The sequence below is a fragment of the Paenibacillus sp. FSL L8-0638 genome, from assembly GCF_038593075.1.
GTDB classification, from domain to species: domain Bacteria; phylum Bacillota; class Bacilli; order Paenibacillales; family Paenibacillaceae; genus Paenibacillus; species Paenibacillus polymyxa_D.
Window position 1 is genome coordinate 5,181,967 of record NZ_CP151960.1, and the last position, 20,534, is coordinate 5,202,500.

Below are 20,534 nucleotides of genomic sequence, written 5' to 3' on the forward strand. Positions count from 1 at the left end.
TCATTAGCCCCGTGCCTGTCGTCCGCGCAATACTTCGTACATGACAACACCTGCAGCTACAGAAGCATTAAGGGAATTAATTTGCCCCGCCATTGGCAGCTTGACGAGTACATCGCATTTCTCACGAATCAAACGGCCCATACCTTTATTTTCGTTACCAATGACAATGGCTACTGGTCCCGTGAATACTCCATTCCCAAAGACAGGGTCTGTCGCTGTAACATCCGTGCCAACTACCCATACACCTTCTTCTTTAAGACGATCAATGGTTTGTCCCAGATTGTTTACACGCGCCACCGGAACGTACTCCACAGCACCTGCCGATGTTTTGGACACCGTTACAGTTACAGCTGCAGAACGCCTTTTCGGCACAATAACACCATGCGCTCCAGTACAGTCCGCTGTACGAAGGATGGAGCCCAAATTATGAGGGTCTTCAATCTCATCCAGCAAAATCAAAAACGGCTCTTCTCCCTTATCACGAGCAGTTGCGAGCAATTCTTCCACTTCAACATAGGCAAAAGGCGCAGCTTGCGCGACCACTCCCTGATGTTGAATGCCCGGAACCATTTGATCCAGCTTACGCTTGTCCACCTGCAAAACAATAATTCCTGCTTTTTTCGCCTCAGCTGTAATCGGCAGTGTCAAATGTTTTTGCGCATTATCCGCAATCCAAATTTTATTTATTGTTCTGCCTGAACGCAATGCCTCCGTTACCGAATGCTTACCGGCAATCCATTCTTCTTCCATCTCTAGCTTCCTCCCGGGAAACGGCTGATACTTGTTCCATCCAGTCCATTCCCATTTATGATTTTTCTGTATTTTCCATTTGTGCAATTCCGTACGTAATCAACTCTCTTAATCTGTCCAAATGTCCATCACAATAAAGAGATCCAATCAACCCCTCCAGTGCAGTGGCGTGCCGATACTCAAGCACATCAGCATTTTTGGGTAAACTTCCTGATTTAGCATTTCTTCCTTGTCGGACAATATCGCGTTCTTCTTCCGTCAGTACATTTTCCAATAGCCCTAACATGCGACTCTGCGCCTTGGCGGAGACTAGCCCTGTGGCTCGCCGATGCAGATGATTTGGACGCAGGTTAGGCTGTGACAACAAATATTGCCGGACAGCTACCTCGTACACTGCATCACCAATGTAAGCTAGTGCAATGGGAGGCATCAAACGTGCTGGCTTGGACGCAGGGTACGGGAACCAGTTCCCCGTACCTTCCGATGCTCCTGAGTTCAGTGGCTTTTCATTCATTTTCGCCGCCACCGCATCCCCTGCGCCGTATCTTCAAGCACAATGCCTTTTGCAGCCAACAGATCGCGAATTTCGTCAGCTCTACCCCAATTTTTGGTCTTACGAGCTTCGACACGTTCTGCAATTAACTGCTCAATTTCGTCATCCAGCAACTCTTCACTCGGCTCCGAATAAATGCGAAGCACGTTATTCATCGAATGAAAGGTATGCAATACAGCTTGTAATTCTGCCTGATGTACGACATCTCGTTGCAACAAATGGTTTGCTTCGCTAACCCAATCGAATACAGCAGTAATCGCATCAGGTGTGTTGAAATCATCATTCATTTTTTCGCCAAACTGCTGCAAAATTCCGTCGAGCTTCGTTTGCAGTTCCGTCGATACTCCCTCATTACCTTTCAGTGCATTAGCTAAACGATGCTTCACATTGGCAACTGCATTGGCGATCCGTTCGACACTGTTCTCCGCCTGACTCATAGTCTCTTGGTTGTAGTTTAACGGATTTCGGTAATGCGTCGACAACATAAAATAACGTATAGCCTCAGGCTTGTGATGAGCGCGTAAATCTTTAACTAAAATACCATTACCGAGTGATTTCGACATTTTTTCATTATCTATGCGAATATATCCGTTATGCATCCAGTAGCGAGATAATGGCTTACCTGTAATCACTTCGGATTGTGCGCATTCACATTCATGATGCGGAAATTGCAGATCCTGTCCGCCCCCATGAATATCCAGTGTATCCCCCAAATAATGGCGAGCCATAGCAGAGCATTCGATATGCCAGCCTGGTCGTCCATTTCCCCAAGGGCTCGACCAATGAATTTCGCCCGGCTTCGCTGCCTTCCAGAGTACAAAGTCCTCGGCATTTTCCTTGCGTTCATCCACATTGATACGAATTCCGAACTGAAGCTCTTCCAGATTTTGACCTGACAGTTGTCCGTAATCTTTGAACTTTTTGGTCCGATAGAACACGTCGCCATCATTCTCATAGGCATAGTCTTTGTCTACCAATTCCTTAATAAAATCAATAATCAGATCCATGCTCTCTGTTACACGAGGGTTCATACTGGCAGCAGGAACATTCAATCCTGTCAGATCCTCATGGTAGGCAGCAATAAATTTCTCAGCAACTGCCGAAACATTCATGTCAAGTTCCCGAGCTTTGCGGATTAGTTTATCATCGACATCCGTAAAATTCACCACATAGTTTACATCATAGCCCAAGTACTCCAGGTAGCTACGCACCACATCAAATACAATTACAGGTCGTGCATTGCCAATATGAATGTAATCATACACGGTAGGACCGCATACATACATTTTAACCTTTCCAGGCTCCAGTGGCACAAAAGGCTCCCGACTCCTCGTCATTGTATTATAAATTTGAAGCGGCATTGTTATGTTCCTCCCTCATGAAAATCATTTTTCTAATGTATTCTCTTGGGCCACCTGATGTTTCTGAGCGGATGCCCCATCCTTCAAATCAGACATTTCTGCACGCAAACGTTCTATTTCCCGTTGAAGCTCTCGCATAGAATCCACAACCGGATCAGGCAACTGATGACTAAGTCGGTCTGGACGCCTACCATCCTGTCTGACAACTCGCCCCGGGATGCCCACCACCGTACTGTTTGGTGGAACTTCTTTGAGCACAACCGAGTTAGAGCCAATGTTGGATTGTGCCCCAATCGTGAAAGAGCCTAATATCTTCGCACCAGAGCCGATAACAACATTATTCCCAATGGTCGGATGGCGCTTACCTTTCTCTTTCCCAGTCCCGCCGAGTGTGACCCCCTGATACAATACGACATCGTCGCCAATCTCACAGGTTTCCCCGATGACAACTCCCATGCCATGGTCAATGAACAGCCGATCTCCGATACGAGCGCCAGGATGAATTTCAATGCCTGTCATAAACCTTGATACCTGGGATATAACACGGGCTAGAGTACACCAGTTTCGCAAATAAAACCAATGTGCAATTCGGTGTGCCCAAAGGGCATGAACGCCGGAATACGTAAAAATGACCTCCAGCTTACTTCGGGCGGCCGGATCATTATCCAAAACAGTCTGAATGTCGGATTTGAAATGTCTGAACATGTCGCCCTCCTTATTCCATTCATATCCTTGCCACATCATCACAACACTTCACGTTCCGCCAATTTTCGCATCCATCAGCACTCTTCGACATTTTTCGATCTATAACGAGTCCGAGTCTGATAAAAAAGAAAAAGCGCCTCCGCAGCCTAAGCTGCAGAGACGCATGAACGTGGTCCCACTCTGCTTCGAACATACCTGCTGCATAAAAAGCAGAGTAGTCCGTCTTTGGCGTCCTGTAACGGGAACGACTCGGCACGCCCTTGTCACATCAGCATTTGACGCTAATGAGGGTTCGGGCGCACGGCTCCCAGGCGCATTTCCTCCGCAGGTCAACTGGACGGCTCTCAGCCTGGGGTTTCCCCTCGACCGTCCTCTCTGGCAGATGCCCTTATGCAGTGTACTTCTCCTGTTCGCAGCCTTTACACGTAAATATCAATCCGTATCAATGGAGTCATTATAGCGAAAAGACAACAAATTGACAAGAAATATCAGCCTTTAATTTGTGCCTTGAGACGATCCAGTACCTTGTCACGTCCAAGCAAAAAGATAGTTTCATTCAGATCCCGTCCATGCGTTTGGCCTGTAAGAGCCACACGAATCGGCATGAATAATTGTTTTCCCTTAAAACCGGTTTCCTTTTGAACTTCTTTGATCAGCTTAGCCATTTGTGGAGCTGTAAATTCCTCACTCGTTTCAACTTTACCTGCAAAAGCTCTAAGTACCTCAGGAACCTGCTCTTCGGCCAATACAGCTGCTGCTTCAGCATCCAGTTCCAGATGTGAACGGAAAAACAACTCAGACAACGTTACAATATCGGACGCAGATGTCATCTGTTCCTGGTATAAGCGAACAAGGGCCTTAGCCCAATCCAGTTGTTCCGCAGACAGCTCAGTAGGCAACAGCCCCGCTGTCTGGAGATGTGGAATCGCCATGCTGGCAATTCGCTCAGGATCAGCCTTTTTAATATAGTGATTGTTCAAATAAGCAAGCTTATTTGTATCAAACACAGCTGGACTTTTGGACAAACGATTAGGATCGAAAATCGAAATCAGTTGTTCCCGATCATAGATCTCTTCTTCGCCTTCTGGGGACCAACCCAGCAGTGCGATGAAGTTGAATATAGCTTCTGGCAAATAGCCCAACTTGTCATACTGCTCCATAAACTGAATAATGGATTCGTTACGTTTACTGAGCTTTTTGTGATCCTCACCTACAATCAGCGTCATATGGCCGAAGCGTGGCGGTTCCCACCCGAGAGCTTCAAAGATCATCAACTGCCGCGGTGTATTGGAAACATGGTCTTCGCCCCGTAGTACATGCGATATTTTCATCAAATAATCGTCAACTGCTACAGCGAAGTTATATGTCGGAATACCGTCTTTTTTGACAATAACAAAATCGCCGCTTTCCTTGGAATTGAACGTAATTTGTCCTTTAACGATATCGTCAAACGTATATTCACGATCTTCCGGTACACGAAAACGAATACTTGGTACACGGCCCTCTGCTTCAAATGCCTGGCACTGTTCTTCTGTTAGATCACGATGTTTTCCAGAATAGCGCGGTGTCTCCCCACGTGCCGTCTGCTCTTCACGCTCGCGCTCCAGCTCTTCTTCAGTGCAGTAACAGCGGTAAGCCAAACCACGATCCAGTAAATCCTGCCAGTATGTTTTATATATGTCCAAGCGTTCAGTCTGACGATAAGGTCCAAACTCTCCTCCCACGTCTACGCTCTCATCCCAGTCCATACCCAACCATTTCAAATATTTAAGTTGGCTTTCTTCTCCGCCCTCAATATTGCGCTTCACATCTGTGTCTTCGATACGAATAATAAATTTCCCACCTTGATTGCGGGCAAACAAATAATTAAATAATGCCGTTCTGGCATTTCCAATGTGCAGATGCCCTGTAGGGCTTGGTGCATAACGTACACGAACTTCCGTGCTCATATAATCTCCTCCAAATTGAATTACTCAAGATGATAGCATTTACTTGATAAGACAGACAACCGATTGAGCCGCGATTCCTTCACCCCGGCCGGGAAACCCAAGTTGCTCTGTCGTGGTCGCCTTGACGTTCACCTGGGATAGCTCCTCTGCTTCCAGCGCCCGAGCGATGACTTCATTCATCTGCGGAATATACGATGCCATTTTGGGCTTTTGTGCGATAATCGTAGAATCAATATTCCCCAAGCGATATCCTCGCTCTTTAGCTAGCCCCCACACATGCTCCAGTAGCTTAAGACTGTCGGCATCCTTAAATTCTGGGTCATTATCTGGAAAATGCTTCCCGATATCTCCCAAGCCAAGCGCGCCCAGGATAGCATCGCTAATGGCATGCAGCAGTACGTCTGCATCGGAATGGCCCAATAAACCTTTTTCATACGGAATATTCACACCTCCGATGATGCATGGCCTTCCTTCCACCAGCTGGTGGACGTCAAATCCTTGTCCCACTCTGATCATTTGATATCCTCTCCCTCTGTTTTCACCCATAGCGCCGCCATATCCAAATCCTCCGGTGTAGTAATTTTGATGTTCTTGTAGCTGCCTTGAACGACAGTAACCGGAATGCCTAGCCGCTCTATCAGCATAGAATCATCTGTTCCCAAGAATCCCGACCGCTCCGCTTCCTCATAAGCTCGCAGCAGATCGGAAAGACGAAAAGTCTGTGGCGTTTGAATACTCCACAGACTTCGGCGATCCGGCGTTGCTGTAATGATACCATCCCCGTTCACTTGCTTGACCGTATCCTTTACAGGTACTGCCGCTACAGAAGCACCAGTACGCTGGGCTGCCTCAAGACATGAACGTACAAGCTCAGGTTGAATGAGTGGACGCACACCATCATGCACCATCACCCAATCCGCTTGCAAGTGGCGCAGACCGCGATAGACCGAATGCTGGCGTTCACTGCCACCAGCCACCACCCGTACATTTTTACCGATTTTGAATTGATGAATCCAATCTCGGCAGCGTTCCACATCCCCTGTCCCAGTCACCATCACCATTTCATCCACTTCGGGCATAGCTGCGAATATTTCAAGTGTATGTATGAAGATGGGCTTGTCCCGCAAAAGCAGAAATTGCTTGCTCTCCTGCGTCCCCATACGGGAGCCGCGCCCTGCTGCCACAATGACAACTCCTACCCGATTGTTCATTCAAATAACTCCTGCCCTGATCGCACTTGGACGATCCGTATGATAACACATCTACTTCATCATACCGCGTTTATTGAGCTTTTTCCAATAATTTCGGTTTGGCAAAGATCATACGTCCGGCCGAGGTCTGAAGTACACTCGTGACCAGCACCTCCATAAGAGAGCCAATATAGTCACGTCCGCCTTCCACAACAATCATCGTACCATCATCCAGATAGGCTACACCCTGCCCATGCTCCTTGCCGTCTTTAATAATCTGCACCATAATTTCCTCACCGGGCAGTACGACAGGCTTCACTGCATTCGCCAAATCGTTAATATTCAGCACTGATACACCTTGCAGTTCGCATACTTTATTCAGGTTAAAATCGTTAGTTACAACTTTACCCTGTAACACCTTTGCCAGCTTGACCAACTTACTGTCAACCTCTGAAATTTCCTCAAAATCACCTTCGTAAATGAGCACATTCACATCCAGCTCTTTTTGGATTTTATTCAAAATATCCAGGCCCCGTCGTCCACGATTACGCTTAAGTAAATCTGATGAATCTGCAATATGCTGAAGCTCCTCTAACACAAATTCAGGAATCACAATCGTTCCTTCAATAAAACCCGTCTTGCAGATATCCGCAATACGCCCATCTATAATGACGCTGGTGTCCAAAATTTTATGTTCCTCCAGCTTGCGTTCATCTGCACCCGTTCCCCGACCAAAAAAACCAGAACTCCAAAAGGATGACAGCTCGTCCCGCTTTTCTAGTCCAACCATCAATCCCACATATCCACATATCACGGTAACAGCCGTCTGGATAAGTTGACCCGGGGCCCCCAACCATGAAAAAAGCGGATAGACTGCTAAGGAAAGTATCAATCCCACCGCTAAACCAATCACACCTGCCATCATCTCGTTCATCGGAATTCGTACCAAGCCTTCAATGCCCTGTTGCAACCGGTTCGCCACGGATGCTCCTGCGAATGAGCACCCGGCCATAAATAACACTGCTCCCGCCATCATCCAAACAACCATTCCCGGTAAAGACCCATCACTCAACCATTCTGGCATCCACGATACAATGCCCCCTACCCGCTGGTATAACGTATAGCCAAACCATGCTCCGCACAATCCTGTAAAAGTTAAAATAGCCTTTCTCCACATTGAATCTCTATACCTCCTTTATTTTCTTTTCATTAGTCTGCTATTTATTGGATACATAGCATTTCTCTTACCAGTATGATCCATTTCCCACATAACTAACCCTGTGTTTTCACTTTTTATGCATAAAAAAAAGCATTTATCTCCTTGAAATGATTCAAGGAAATAAATGCTTATACTTGCTTGATACTACCGCTGTGAATGACGATATTGATCGTCCTGTTCTTCCTGACTGGAACGATCCCGATCACGCCCACGTCTGCGTGATAGCTTACGAATGTTCAGCTTCATACCATACAATGCATACAGCACCAGTGGCACAAAAATCAGCTTCGACAGCTGGTCAGGGAATTTAACAGCCAACACCACCGCTGCAATTACGACCCATGGAGCCACCCAAATTGCTTTTTTCGGGAGGCCAACCTTTTTAAAATTTGGATATTTCATGGAGCTGACCATCAAATAAGAGACCAGCAACATGGCAATCGACATGTATAACAAAGAAATATCGTTATGGAATAAGGACAAAGTGGCTAATACGCCACCTGCTGCCGGAATTGGTAGACCCGTAAAATAACCTGGTACACCAGGACGTACGTTAAATCGAGCCAAACGCAACGCTCCGCACATCGGGAAAATGGCAGTAACCGTCCAAGCGAGAGCCGAATTCGCATCATGAAAAGCAACCATGTACATAATAACTGCGGGTGCAACACCAAAAGATATCATATCTGATAAGGAGTCCAGTTCTTTACCGAATTCGCTTTGGGCATTCAGGACCCGGGCCATTCTTCCATCCAGTCCGTCCAACAACATGGCGACAATAACCATAATAGCGGCAAGACTGTATTTTCCGTCTACAGCCAATAAAATGGCGATCATTCCGAGAAACAAGTTACCTAAGGTACACAAGTTCGGAATTGATTTGGTAATCATCTCTTCACCTCAATGTATGAATTGTTCCATTATAATCCTTTCACTGTATTACATTTACATTTGCCTGTCAATGAAAACTTGTTCCTGCAAACGTTTAAGACCTTCTTTAATCGTACGCGCACGAACCTCTCCAATACCATCCACTTCATCCAGTTCTTCTATCGTTGCTGTGATGACATGTGGAAAACGTCCAAACCGCTCTACCAGATTATGAATAATCACATTCGGCAAACGCGGTATCTTGTTCAGTACCCGATAGCCGCGTGCAGCAATATACTCCTCTGATGTCGCAGCTGAAGAAGGGTAGCCTAGTAAACGTACAATATGATTCACATCCAACAATTCGTCGTCCGTAGAACGTTTGAGTCCCAATATAATTTCACGAATCTTTTCGTCGCTATCGTCTTTGGCATAATCCTTATACAACAACCATGCTTCTTCCTCAATATTGCTGACAAGCTCTTCCATCTGCATACTAATCAGACGACCCTCATTTCCGAGCTCGTTAATAAATCGTTTGATCTCCATTTTGATGCGCAGCACCATTTCGATCCGTTGGATGACATTAACGACCTCCGGCATGGTAACCAGCTCTTCAAATTCAGATGCTGTCAAATTCGTAGAGGCTTGCCCCAACACGGATCTATATTTTTCTAACGTCTGAATAGCCTGATTGGCTTTCGTTAAAATAACCCCGATTTCCTTGAGCGCATACCGTAATGTCCCCTGATACAAGGTAATAATATTACGCCGCTGGGAAATAGACACCACTAGTTTACCAGTTTGCTTAGCAACTCGTTCTGCCGTCCGGTGCCGAATTCCTGTTTCAATCGACGAAATCGAGGAGTCAGGAATCAGTTGCGTATTAGCATATAAAATTCGTTTTAAATCCTCGCTTAATATGATTGCGCCGTCCATTTTAGCCAACTCATACAAATAGTTCGGCGAAAAATCACAATTAATGGAGAAACCGCCATCCACGACTTCCATAACTTCTGGGCTATAGCCAACGACCAGAAGAGCACCCGTTTTGGCACGCAAAACGTTTTCTAATCCGTCGCGAAAGGGAGTTCCCGGTGCCACAAGCCGCAGCAAATCGTTCATTTTATCCAGTTGGCTCGCTTCTTTCATTCTCAATGCCCCCTAATCTAATGCGGCTGCCAGTGCATCTGCTACCGTTCCTACTCCTATAATTTGTATCCCTTTCGGATGTGTCCAGCCCTTCAAGCTTTTCTCTGGCATGATCACCCGTTTGAAACCTAGTTTCTCCGCTTCTCGTACTCGCTGTTCTGCTCGGGATACCGCACGCACCTCACCTGTCAGTCCCACCTCGCCAAAAATCACATCGTACGGCTTGGTAGGAGCATCTCTAAAGCTGGAAGCAATACTCACAGCTATAGCCAAATCCACCGCCGGTTCATCCAACTTTACACCTCCGGCTACGTTGAGATAAGCGTCCTGGTTTTGCAAAAACATGCCCATCCGCTTTTCTAGCACGGCTATGATTAATCCCATTCGATGATGATCGACTCCTGTGCCCATCCGGCGTGGAGATGGAAAATGCGTAGCTGCAATCAATGCTTGCAGTTCAACCAATACAGGCCGGGTTCCTTCCATACTGGCTACAACAGTAGAACCCGCCACCCCTAGTGGGCGTTCAGACAGAAACAACTCGGAAGGATTGGATACCTCACGCAAACCGCTTTCAGCCATTTCAAAAATGCCAATTTCATTTGTAGAACCAAAACGATTTTTAACTGCACGCAAAAGCCGATACGTATGATGACGCTCTCCTTCAAAATAAAGCACACAATCAACCATATGTTCCAACAAACGCGGACCTGCAATGGCACCTTCCTTGGTCACATGCCCTACCAGTACCGTAGCAATACCTAGCCCCTTGGCAATTCGCATAAAGCGTGAAGTACATTCCCGCACCTGAGCCACACTACCTGGTGCACTCGTCACCTCAGGCAAATATACAGTCTGTATCGAGTCGATGACCAAAAATTCCGGCTTCAAGCTGTCCACCGCTTCTTCAATCGTCTCCAAATTCGTCTCACATAATACGTATAGGCTGGGGGACAAGGCACCGAGTCGATCTGCACGTAGTTTCGTTTGACGGACAGATTCCTCACCAGACACGTACAGCACCTTTAAACCAGTTAAAGCCAGTTCATTAGATGTTTGCAGCATAAGCGTAGATTTACCGATTCCCGGATCACCGCCCACCAAAACGAGTGAACCCGGCACCACACCTCCACCGAGTACTCGATTCAATTCGCCAATTCCCGTCAAAATTCGTGTTTCTTTGCCACTCTCCACCTCTATAATAGGGAGTGGCTTGTCTTTTGTGCTATGAGTAAGAAGGGAAGACCCCATTCCTTGAGTTTTTACAACGCTTTCCGTTTCTTCGACCATGGAATTCCATGCCTGGCATCCAGGACATTTTCCGTACCATTTGGGCGATTCATAACCACATTCCGTACAGGAAAACTTAGTTTTCACTTTAGCCATACTTTGTTCCTTGGCTCCTTATTGACGACGATGATGTCAAATTTATGTTCATACAGCCCAGAAAGAGCTGTAACAATAAAAGTTTACCATTGAAGCTTGGCGGACGTAAAGCAATATCACAAACTTTCCCAAAGCATTTACCCAACCTTTTCACCGTGTTTTATACACAAAAAGGGCGCCTTCGCAATAGCTTTCCAGCCTGCGAGACACCCTTTTCTACTATTTATTTAGTAAACCGCTTTAGGACTTGGCAGATACATTATCCTTTTTGGTTACAGTCAATGCACCGTTCTCCTCATCAATGAAGAGAGAGTCACCTTTAGTAATGTTGCCAGTCAACAATTCCTCGGACAGGCGATCTTCAATATGCTTCTGGATTGCACGACGCAATGGACGCGCACCATACGCTGGATCAAAGCCTTCCTTCGCAAGGAATTTTTTAGCGTTGTCTGTCAACTCGAAGTCCACCTCATACTCATTCAGGCGTTTACGCAGCTCCTCAGACATGAGTGACACAATTTCAGCAATATGTTTTTCTTCGAGAGAATGGAAAACGATAATTTCATCAATCCGGTTCAAGAACTCAGGACGGAAGCTTTTCTTCAATTCATCCATCACTTTGCCCTTCATATTATCGTAATCCGCCCCAGCGTCTACTACAGCTGTAAAACCAAGCGTGGAGTTACGTTTAATCGCCTGTGCACCAACATTAGATGTTAGGATGATGAGGGTGTTACGGAAATCGACGACACGACCTTTGGAATCTGTTAGACGACCATCTTCCAAAACTTGCAGAAGAATATTGAATACTTCTGGGTGTGCCTTTTCAATTTCATCCAGCAACACAACAGAGTATGGCTTACGACGTACCTTCTCGGTCAGTTGACCGCCTTCCTCATATCCAACGTACCCTGGAGGCGCTCCTACCAGACGAGACGTGGAGTGTTTCTCCATATATTCGGACATATCAATACGGATAACCGCATTTTCATCTCCAAACATGGATTCAGCCAAGGCGCGTGCCAACTCTGTTTTACCAACCCCAGTTGGACCGAGGAAAATAAAGGACCCAATTGGACGCTTCGGATCTTTCAGTCCGGCACGTGCCCGGCGAATCGCCCGGCTTACTGCCTTAACTGCTTCGTCCTGTCCGATTACCCGCTCATGCAGCAACTCTTCCATATTCAACAAGCGGTGTGTTTCTTCCTCTTTCAGCTTGCTGACTGGAACACCTGTCCAGATTGCAACGACTTGAGCGATATCCTCTGGTGTAACTTCAGAATCTGTACGACCCTGTTGTTCTTTCCATTGGTTTTTCGTCACGTCTAGCTCTTCACGGATTTTTTGCTCTGTATCACGCAACGCTGCCGCTTTTTCAAACTCCTGACTTTGTACCGCTGAATCCTTTTCCTTCCGGATATCTTCCAGACGGTTTTCCAGCTGTTTCAGGTTTGGCGGTACAGTGTAAGAATTCAGTCTTACTTTGGAGCCCGCTTCATCAATAAGGTCAATAGCCTTATCTGGCAGGAAGCGATCAGTGATATAACGATCTGACAATTTTACGGCCGCTTCAATAGCTTCATCTGTGATCTTTACACGGTGATGCGCTTCGTAACGGTCACGCAGACCATACAAGATTTGAATCGCCTCTTCTGGAGAAGGTTGATCCACTGTAATTGGTTGAAAACGACGCTCCAAGGCAGCATCTTTCTCAATATATTTGCGGTATTCATCCAGGGTGGTCGCACCGATGCATTGTAGCTCGCCACGTGCCAGAGCAGGTTTCAGGATGTTGGACGCATCAATTGCGCCTTCCGCTCCACCAGCACCAATCAACGTATGCAGCTCATCAATGAACAACACGATATTTCCCGCTTGACGAATCTCGTCCATAATTTTTTTCAAACGATCCTCGAATTCGCCACGATACTTGGTGCCTGCTACCACAGAGCCCATATCCAGTGTCATTACGCGCTTGTCACGCAACGTTTCGGGAATTTCATTCGCTATGATTTTTTGAGCCAATCCTTCGGCAATCGCCGTTTTACCTACCCCAGGCTCACCAATCAGAACCGGATTGTTCTTTGTACGGCGGCTGAGCACCTGAATTACGCGTTCAATTTCCTTGCTACGCCCAATAACAGGGTCCAGGTTGTTTTCCTTCGCAGATGCCGTCAGATCGCGTGCCAGACTGTCCAGAGTTGGCGTGCTGACATTAGCTGGAGCACCGTGATGGCTGGAAACAGCCTCGCTGCTGCCGAGCAATTGAAGCACTTGCTGACGTGCTTTGTTCAGACTGATGCCCAGGTTATTCAGTACACGTGCTGCTACGCCTTCGCCTTCACGAATAAGACCAAGCAAAATATGCTCTGTACCTACATACGTATGGCCCAGTTTGCGGGCTTCATCCATAGACAGTTCTATGACTTTTTTGGCACGTGGAGTATAGGCAATGTTCGTCGGTTGCTCTTGACCGCGTCCAATCAACGTTTCCACTTCATCCTGGATTTTTTCCAGTCCCAGGCCCAAACCGATTAAGGCTTTCGCTGCTATTCCTTCACCTTCACGAATGAGGCCTAGCAAAATGTGCTCTGTACCAATGTTGTTGTGTCCCAATCGAACTGCTTCTTCCTGAGCCAAAGCAAGCACTTTCTGTGCACGTTCCGTAAATCTTCCAAACATCATATATCCTGCACCTCCACAGTGTGTATTTCAGATCATTTTATATATTAAAGGGTTGTGCCTAATTTTTGCCGGATCAGCTTCGCCCGGTACATATCGCGCTCTTCGGTATTCATTTTATCCCCAAAGCTTTTTTGCAGGAACCCGGGTTGTGTCATCACATTCAGCTCATTCATCGCTGCGGTGGAAGGACGCTCCAAAATCCCCAAATCTACGCCAAGACGTACATCAGACAGCCGCTGTGCAGCCTCCTTGGAATCCAATACTGCTGCATACGACAAAATACCGAATGAACGCATCACCCGATCTGTAATTCGCAGCATAGATTCATTCATTAGCCTTTCTCTGGCAGAACGCTCGTGCTCAATAATTTGTAGCACCACGCCATGTAGATTCTCAATAATCTCCGCTTCGGTTTGTCCCAATGTAATCTGATTAGACACCTGAAACAAATTTCCGACCGCTTCGCTGCCTTCACCGTAAATGCCGCGAACTGTAAGACCTACCTGTGAAACAGCAGACAATATACGATTGATTTGATGAGTCATGACTAATGCGGGCAAATGCATCATCACCGAAGCTCTCATACCTGTGCCGACATTCGTCGGACAACTGGTTAGAAAACCTCTCCGATCATCAAATGCATAATCAACATGCGCTTCAAATGCATCATCAATAACCATAGCGCGTTCCCAAGCTTCTCTAACCTGACATCCCGGATATAAGCACTGGATACGCAGATGATCCTCTTCGTTTATCATAACACTAACCGATTCATCATCGCTAATTAAGACAGCACCGTTACGAGATTCGTTCGCCAAATTAGGACTAATCAAATGCTTCTCAACCAGCACCTGCTTGTCGATCTCATCCAACTCGGATATTTTCAACGTATGAAAAGTACCAAAACCGCCTAAATCATCATACTGAAGGATATCCGTCAAGCGCTGAAGTGCTTCTTCCGACTGCTGATTGGTAGCAAGCATGGGAAAAGGCAGATGCTGCAAGTTACGCGCAATTCTTACCCGGCTGCTAATGACAATCTCCGAATCCGCAGCATCACCACGCATCCAGTCACTTAGCGGCTTCTCCGTAAACCGAATATTGGGCATTACGCATCCCTCCTACTCTTCACAAACTTTACTCTTCAGTCATTTCTTTTTCAAGCTCTCTGATTTGATCCCTAAGCTCAGCAGCTGATTCAAACTCTTCCTGTACAATATGCTGTTGCATCTCTTTTTTCAAATCGTCAATTTGCCGTTTAACCTTCAGTCGGCCACCAGTGCGAACCGGAACTTTACCAACATGATTCGTACTGCCATGCACACGCTTGAACAGAGGGTCCAGACGATTATCAAAATATTGATAGCACGACGGGCATCCGAAACGTCCCAGCTTACTAAACTGTGCATAGGTCATGCCACAATCCTTGCATTGCAGGTTCTGCGGACCACTGTGGCCTGGAGACTGGCTCTTTGTACTGGAGTCAAGATCCAACATCCCCGACAGCAAGCTATGAATTGAAAAGCCGTTAGGTGTTCCAGGGATCATCTCCCCTTTTTCCTTCGCACACGTCTCACAAATATGAAACTCTGTCTTTTCGCCATTCACAATTTTGGTGAAATGCAAAGTTGCCGGCCGCATATTACATTCTTGGCACAGCATAAAAGCACCTCCTTCAATGTCAGGATTTAATACCCACCCTACATCCAAACATTAGTCTCTATTCACACACTATTTGGTCGCCAGCAATGAGATCAGCATAGCCTTAAGCAATCTTGCTCGCAGTTGATCACGATAGGGAAGCTTCAGTAATAATGTATCCCTCGATAAAGCAGCCTTCATTAGATTAGCTTCCCTTTTGCTTAAAAAATGGGCTTCCTCTAACTGATAAATCAGTCCTTCTGCTGCTGATTGGCTAATTTCCTCCCCGATGCTCTGATGAAGATGTGTATGGATGGCATGCTGTGCGGGTAGCTGAATTCGCTGAATACGAATGTAGCCTCCACCACCGCGTTTACTTTCCACCACATAGCCTTTTTCCAGCGTAAACCGGGTGCTAATTACATAATTAATTTGCGACGGCACGCAGGAAAAGCGGTCAGCCAGATCATTACGCTGAATCTCCACTAAACCTTGGGGACTTTCCAGCAATATACTCTTCAAATATTGTTCAATAATATCGGAAACATTGCGCATTTCATCATCCTCCACTAACGGAAACGCAAGTATTCAAGTACATTTCACGCTCCACAGAGTCCGCCGTATATTGAACTTAACCAAACGGTAAAGTCACGAATCTAAGCTGTATTTAGGCTATTGCCTGTTCTACATCCATTGAAATGTACCGTTTTGTCTCTAGTGTGGCCTTTATTTGCGATTAATCATACACTTCTCTTATGTTCATAAGAGTCAGCTCCTAACTATACGCAAATCATTTCAATCCTCGTTTGCTTCTTTACTATCGAAATTACTTCATACGGCCAATCCATCAGCATAATACTTCTACAGAATCACACTAGGTTTGATTGACTTTGACTTTCTTTGACTATATTCACATTATAGCACATTATCCATTTTTGCCAAGGGGTCAATACCATTTTTCGCAATCTAATTATGTTTTATACAATACCATAAAAAAACTCTTCCCATTACAGAAAGAGTTTTGAAAATAATGATAACCACACAAGTTATATTCTCTGAAAGATGAGCTTAAAAGATCTAAATAGGCCTTTATCAGAAAAAATCCAATAAAAACGTTTGATTTACTGGTATTACGCGTTTAAGGGCAGACACAGACTCACTACTCCCTTCAATCCGCTCCCACTTATACAGATCATCAGCCTGCTGATAGCCAAGCATCAGAGTCGTCAGTGACTGAATCCCAAGTTTCAAGTCAGCTACTATGGCGTTTTCAGATGAATTGCTTATATCCACTCTCTCCAGATGTCCTTGCCCCTCCGTAGTAATCGTTAATCTCCATAATCCATCATTCCATGGAGCATACCGATCTGTCAGATTTAAGGTTAAACTTGTTTCCTCTTCAAGCTGTTCAAAAGGGTATCTTTCTACAAAAGCAGCTGCATCCACAATACGTCCCATAAAATAAGGCACAGTTTCCTGTTGAATCCGTGGATCATCGAGTAAAAATGGCAAATTGTCATCTGCTGGAACGTAAATAAATTTACCTTGGGTTATCATTGAGTCATGGTTTGCAAAATAAGTCCATAAAGCCCGACGAGCGGTCTCATTTTCATATACCAACTCATCACAATTCAACTGTTTATCTTCAATCTTGTATAGTGCATATCCCTGAGGATCGCCTGTTTCTGAGTAATATACCGCAGTTCGATAGTTCTCATTTAAAATCCGCTCTTGCCACCATTCCTTATCTCGTACCAGCGTGCCATTATAACGAGATGCATACGCTTGATACACTTGGTCCAGTTCTGAAATATCCTTGATATCGCGTTTGACTGTACCTTCTGTTTTAAGTTTTGCAGGGAATTTATCAATGGGAATGACGTATTTTTTGTACTCTGTATACGTTTCCCATCCAAATTTACGATAGAAGGCAAAGGAGAATGGATGCAAAAAAGAAAGACTTTGTCCCGCAGACTTCATCTCTTCAAGTGCATGCGTCAATAAACGTGATACCATGCCTCCGCGACGTTTTTCTGGCCATGTTGCCACACCAGCAATGCCCCCCATATCAAAAACCTGACCGTTTATGTATACCTGTAGCGGTAACAAAGTCAGTTTAGCATTTAAGTCATGTCCGTCGAATATTCCCCATGTTTGTTCTGGTTTGAATTTCTTCTTGGCCTTTTCCAGATCCTCTAGGGACATTGTAAACTGAAAAGCATATTGAGATAATTCAATAGCCGCTTCAAATTCCTCACGCTGTAATTGTCTGATCTCCATATCTTCATCACCTCGCTCGTATACTTGGACATCCATAAAAAAGATTACACACTTAGAGTGTGGCAAACCCCATTCTCTCTGTCAACCTTAGAAGCAGGTGGCCATCTAAAAATGCATAAAAAAAGGATGATAATCTCATTGAGATTATCATCCTTTTCACTTTTGCTTGGCGACGTCCTACTCTCCCAGGACCCTGCGGTCCAAGTACCATCGGCGCTGGAGGGCTTAACGGTCGTGTTCGGGATGGGTACGTGTGGAACCCCTCCGCTATCGCCACCAAACATGAATTTGCTATGCAAATTCTTCCGTACGGTTATTCGCTTTATCGCTTATCGTGTGAACGAATAGCCATGCGCTTGTTGTATGTCACTTGTACATATGTTCAAGGTTACACCCTGAAAACTGGATCCGAAACTCATCTGCGTTTTTTCTTTAGGATAAGCCCTCGACCGATTAGTATTGGTCAGCTCCATGCATTACTGCACTTCCACCCCCAACCTATCTACCTCGTCGTCTTCAAGGGGTCTTACATACTGGGAAATCTCATCTTGAGGGGGGCTTCACGCTTAGATGCTTTCAGCGCTTATCCCTTCCGTACATAGCTACCCAGCGGTGCTCCTGGCGGAACAACTGGTACACCAGCGGTACGTCCATCCCGGTCCTCTCGTACTAAGGACAGCTCCTCTCAAATTTCCTACGCCCACGACAGATAGGGACCGAACTGTCTCACGACGTTCTGAACCCAGCTCGCGTACCGCTTTAATGGGCGAACAGCCCAACCCTTGGGACCTACTTCAGCCCCAGGATGCGATGAGCCGACATCGAGGTGCCAAACCTCCCCGTCGATGTGGACTCTTGGGGGAGATAAGCCTGTTATCCCCAGGGTAGCTTTTATCCGTTGAGCGATGGCCCTTCCATGCGGTACCACCGGATCACTAAGCCCGACTTTCGTCCCTGCTCGACTTGTAGGTCTCGCAGTCAAGCTCCCTTCTGCCTTTGCACTCTTCGAATGATTTCCAACCATTCTGAGGGAACCTTGGGGCGCCTCCGTTACTCTTTAGGAGGCGACCGCCCCAGTCAAACTGCCCACCTGACACTGTCCTCGCACCGGATTACGGTACCAAGTTAGAACCTAGATACGATCAGGGTGGTATCCCAAGGATGCCTCCCTTCAAGCTGGCGCTCAAAGTTCTACGGCTCCCACCTATCCTGTACAGATCGTACCCAAATTCAATATCAAGCTGCAGTAAAGCTCCATGGGGTCTTTCCGTCTTGTCGCGGGTAACCTGCATCTTCACAGGTATTAAAATTTCACCGGATCTCTCGTTGAGACAGCGCCCAAGTCGTTACGCCATTCGTGCGGGTCAGAATTTACCTGACAAGGAATTTCGCTACCTTAGGACCGTTATAGTTACGGCCGCCGTTTACTGGGGCTTCGGTTCATAGCTTCGCCCGAAGGCTTACCACTCCCCTTAACCTTCCAGCACCGGGCAGGCGTCAGCCCGTATACTTCGCCTTGCGGCTTCGCACAGACCTGTGTTTTTGCTAAACAGTCGCTTGGGCCTTTTCACTGCGGCCCCCTCGGGCTATTCACCCTACCGAGGCACCCCTTCTCCCGAAGTTACGGGGTCATTTTGCCGAGTTCCTTAACGAGAGTTCTTCCGCGCGCCTTAGAATTCTCTTCTCGCCTACCTGTGTCGGTTTGCGGTACGGGCACCTTCTCCTGGCTAGAGGCTTTTCTTGGCAGTCTGAGATCATGACCTTCGCTACTACAATTTTCGCTCCCCATCACAGCCCAGCCTTACGATGTGCGGATTTGCCTACACATCAGCCTCACTGCTTAGACGGACATCCATCCGTCCGCGTCACTACCCTACTGCGTCACCCCATCGCTCATAACGGATTACGGTGGTACAGGAATTTCGACCTGTTGTCCTTCGACTACGCCTATCGGCCTCGCCTTAGGTCCCGACTTACCCTGAGCGGACGAACCTTCCTCAGGAACCCTTAGGCTTTCGGCGGATCTGATTCTCACAGATCTTTTCGTTACTCATACCGGCATTCTCACTTGAATGCAGTCCAGCGCTCCTTACGGTACACCTTCAACCCGCATTCAACGCTCCCCTACCCCTGATGCAATGCATCAAGCCATAGCTTCGGTGGTGTGTTTAGCCCCGTTACATTTTCGGCGCAGAGTCACTCGACCAGTGAGCTATTACGCACTCTTTCAATGGTGGCTGCTTCTAAGCCAACATCCTGGTTGTCTGTGCAACTCCACATCCTTTCCCACTTAACACACACTTGGGGACCTTAGCTGATGGTCTGGGCTGTTTCCCTTTCGACAATGGATCTTAGCACTCACTGTCTGACTCCCGGAACTAAATCTATGGCATTCGGAGTTTGACTGAGCTTGGTAACCCTTGCGGGCCCCGCACCCAATCAGTGCTCTACCTCCACGATTCTTCTTTCCGAGGCTAGCCCTAAAGCTATTTCGGGGAGAACCAGCTATCTCCGGGTTCGATTGGAATTTCTCCGCTACCCCCACCTCATCCCCGCATTTTTCAACATGCGTGGGTTCGGGCCTCCAGTGCGTGTTACCGCACCTTCACCCTGGACAGGGGTAGATCACCCGGTTTCGGGTCTACGTCCACGTACTCATTCGCCCTATTCAGACTCGCTTTCGCTGCGGCTTCAGCTCTTCACCTTAACCTTGCACGGGAACGTAACTCGCCGGTTCATTCTACAAAAGGCACGCCATCACCCGTGATTTTTCCAAAGGAAAATATCATAGGG

At 46.6% G+C, this 20,534-nt stretch carries 16 protein-coding genes and 2 rRNA genes (1 of these 18 running past the window's edge); all 18 read right to left on the bottom strand.

What is annotated here, in order from left to right:
• Positions 1 to 3: 3 nt before the first annotated feature.
• The gene (gene rlmB / locus MKY35_RS23145; protein ID WP_013312173.1) at positions 4 to 750 is read right to left on the bottom strand and encodes a 23S rRNA (guanosine(2251)-2'-O)-methyltransferase RlmB; all 747 of its coding nucleotides are present in this window, start codon (positions 748 to 750) and stop codon (positions 4 to 6) included.
• Positions 751 to 805: 55 nt separating this feature from the next.
• The gene (locus tag MKY35_RS23150) at positions 806 to 1,264 is read right to left on the bottom strand and encodes a ribonuclease III domain-containing protein (RefSeq protein ID WP_342444903.1); all 459 of its coding nucleotides are present in this window, start codon (positions 1,262 to 1,264) and stop codon (positions 806 to 808) included.
• Positions 1,261 to 2,664, bottom strand: coding sequence for a cysteine--tRNA ligase (cysS, locus tag MKY35_RS23155; protein WP_340956983.1), 1,404 nt, complete (start codon positions 2,662 to 2,664; stop codon positions 1,261 to 1,263). The genes MKY35_RS23150 and cysS overlap by 4 nt, the downstream gene beginning before the upstream one ends.
• Before the next feature lie 24 nt (positions 2,665 to 2,688).
• Positions 2,689 to 3,369: a serine O-acetyltransferase gene (cysE, locus tag MKY35_RS23160; RefSeq protein ID WP_029514499.1), complete on the bottom strand. Its 681-nt coding sequence runs from the start codon at positions 3,367 to 3,369 to the stop codon at positions 2,689 to 2,691.
• 488 nt (positions 3,370 to 3,857) lie between these two features.
• Positions 3,858 to 5,318 carry a glutamate--tRNA ligase gene (gltX, locus tag MKY35_RS23165; RefSeq protein WP_029514500.1) on the bottom strand — a complete coding sequence of 487 codons (1,461 nt, stop codon included), beginning with the start codon at positions 5,316 to 5,318 and terminating at the stop codon, positions 3,858 to 3,860.
• Positions 5,319 to 5,357: 39 nt separating this feature from the next.
• Complete coding sequence (ispF, locus tag MKY35_RS23170) at positions 5,358 to 5,834, bottom strand: 2-C-methyl-D-erythritol 2,4-cyclodiphosphate synthase (RefSeq protein WP_025723806.1); 477 nt, start codon at positions 5,832 to 5,834, stop codon at positions 5,358 to 5,360.
• A complete protein-coding gene (gene ispD / locus MKY35_RS23175; protein ID WP_322253063.1) occupies positions 5,831 to 6,529 on the bottom strand; it encodes a 2-C-methyl-D-erythritol 4-phosphate cytidylyltransferase in 699 nt (232 codons plus the stop codon). The genes ispF and ispD overlap by 4 nt, the downstream gene beginning before the upstream one ends.
• Positions 6,530 to 6,599: 70 nt before the next feature.
• Positions 6,600 to 7,685 (bottom strand): PIN/TRAM domain-containing protein, encoded by a 1,086-nt coding sequence (locus tag MKY35_RS23180; RefSeq protein WP_342444904.1) that lies wholly within the window; start codon positions 7,683 to 7,685, stop codon positions 6,600 to 6,602.
• Positions 7,686 to 7,871: 186 nt separating this feature from the next.
• Complete coding sequence (gene pssA / locus MKY35_RS23185; RefSeq protein WP_069011498.1) at positions 7,872 to 8,618, bottom strand: CDP-diacylglycerol--serine O-phosphatidyltransferase; 747 nt, start codon at positions 8,616 to 8,618, stop codon at positions 7,872 to 7,874.
• A 54-nt stretch (positions 8,619 to 8,672) separates the two neighbouring features.
• Positions 8,673 to 9,749 (bottom strand): DNA integrity scanning diadenylate cyclase DisA, encoded by a 1,077-nt coding sequence (gene disA / locus MKY35_RS23190; RefSeq protein WP_013312183.1) that lies wholly within the window; start codon positions 9,747 to 9,749, stop codon positions 8,673 to 8,675.
• 12 nt (positions 9,750 to 9,761) lie between these two features.
• Positions 9,762 to 11,135, bottom strand: a complete 1,374-nt coding sequence (gene radA / locus MKY35_RS23195) for a DNA repair protein RadA (RefSeq protein ID WP_013312184.1) — start codon at positions 11,133 to 11,135, stop codon at positions 9,762 to 9,764.
• 240 nt (positions 11,136 to 11,375) lie between these two features.
• Positions 11,376 to 13,820 (bottom strand): ATP-dependent protease ATP-binding subunit ClpC, encoded by a 2,445-nt coding sequence (gene clpC, locus MKY35_RS23200; protein ID WP_023990572.1) that lies wholly within the window; start codon positions 13,818 to 13,820, stop codon positions 11,376 to 11,378.
• A gap of 44 nt (positions 13,821 to 13,864) precedes the next feature.
• Positions 13,865 to 14,929, bottom strand: coding sequence for a protein arginine kinase (locus MKY35_RS23205; RefSeq protein ID WP_023990573.1), 1,065 nt, complete (start codon positions 14,927 to 14,929; stop codon positions 13,865 to 13,867).
• A gap of 28 nt (positions 14,930 to 14,957) precedes the next feature.
• Entirely contained in the window at positions 14,958 to 15,482 is a 525-nt protein-coding gene (locus tag MKY35_RS23210; RefSeq protein ID WP_342444905.1) for a UvrB/UvrC motif-containing protein, read from the bottom strand.
• 69 nt (positions 15,483 to 15,551) lie between these two features.
• A complete protein-coding gene (locus MKY35_RS23215) occupies positions 15,552 to 16,016 on the bottom strand; it encodes a CtsR family transcriptional regulator (protein WP_013312188.1) in 465 nt (154 codons plus the stop codon).
• A gap of 537 nt (positions 16,017 to 16,553) precedes the next feature.
• Positions 16,554 to 17,741, bottom strand: coding sequence for a GNAT family N-acetyltransferase (locus MKY35_RS23220; RefSeq protein WP_342444906.1), 1,188 nt, complete (start codon positions 17,739 to 17,741; stop codon positions 16,554 to 16,556).
• Between the two features lie 164 nt (positions 17,742 to 17,905).
• A 5S ribosomal RNA gene (rrf, locus tag MKY35_RS23225) occupies positions 17,906 to 18,022 on the bottom strand.
• 152 nt (positions 18,023 to 18,174) lie between these two features.
• Positions 18,175 to 20,534, bottom strand: a 23S ribosomal RNA gene (locus MKY35_RS23230); it runs 586 nt beyond the window's last position.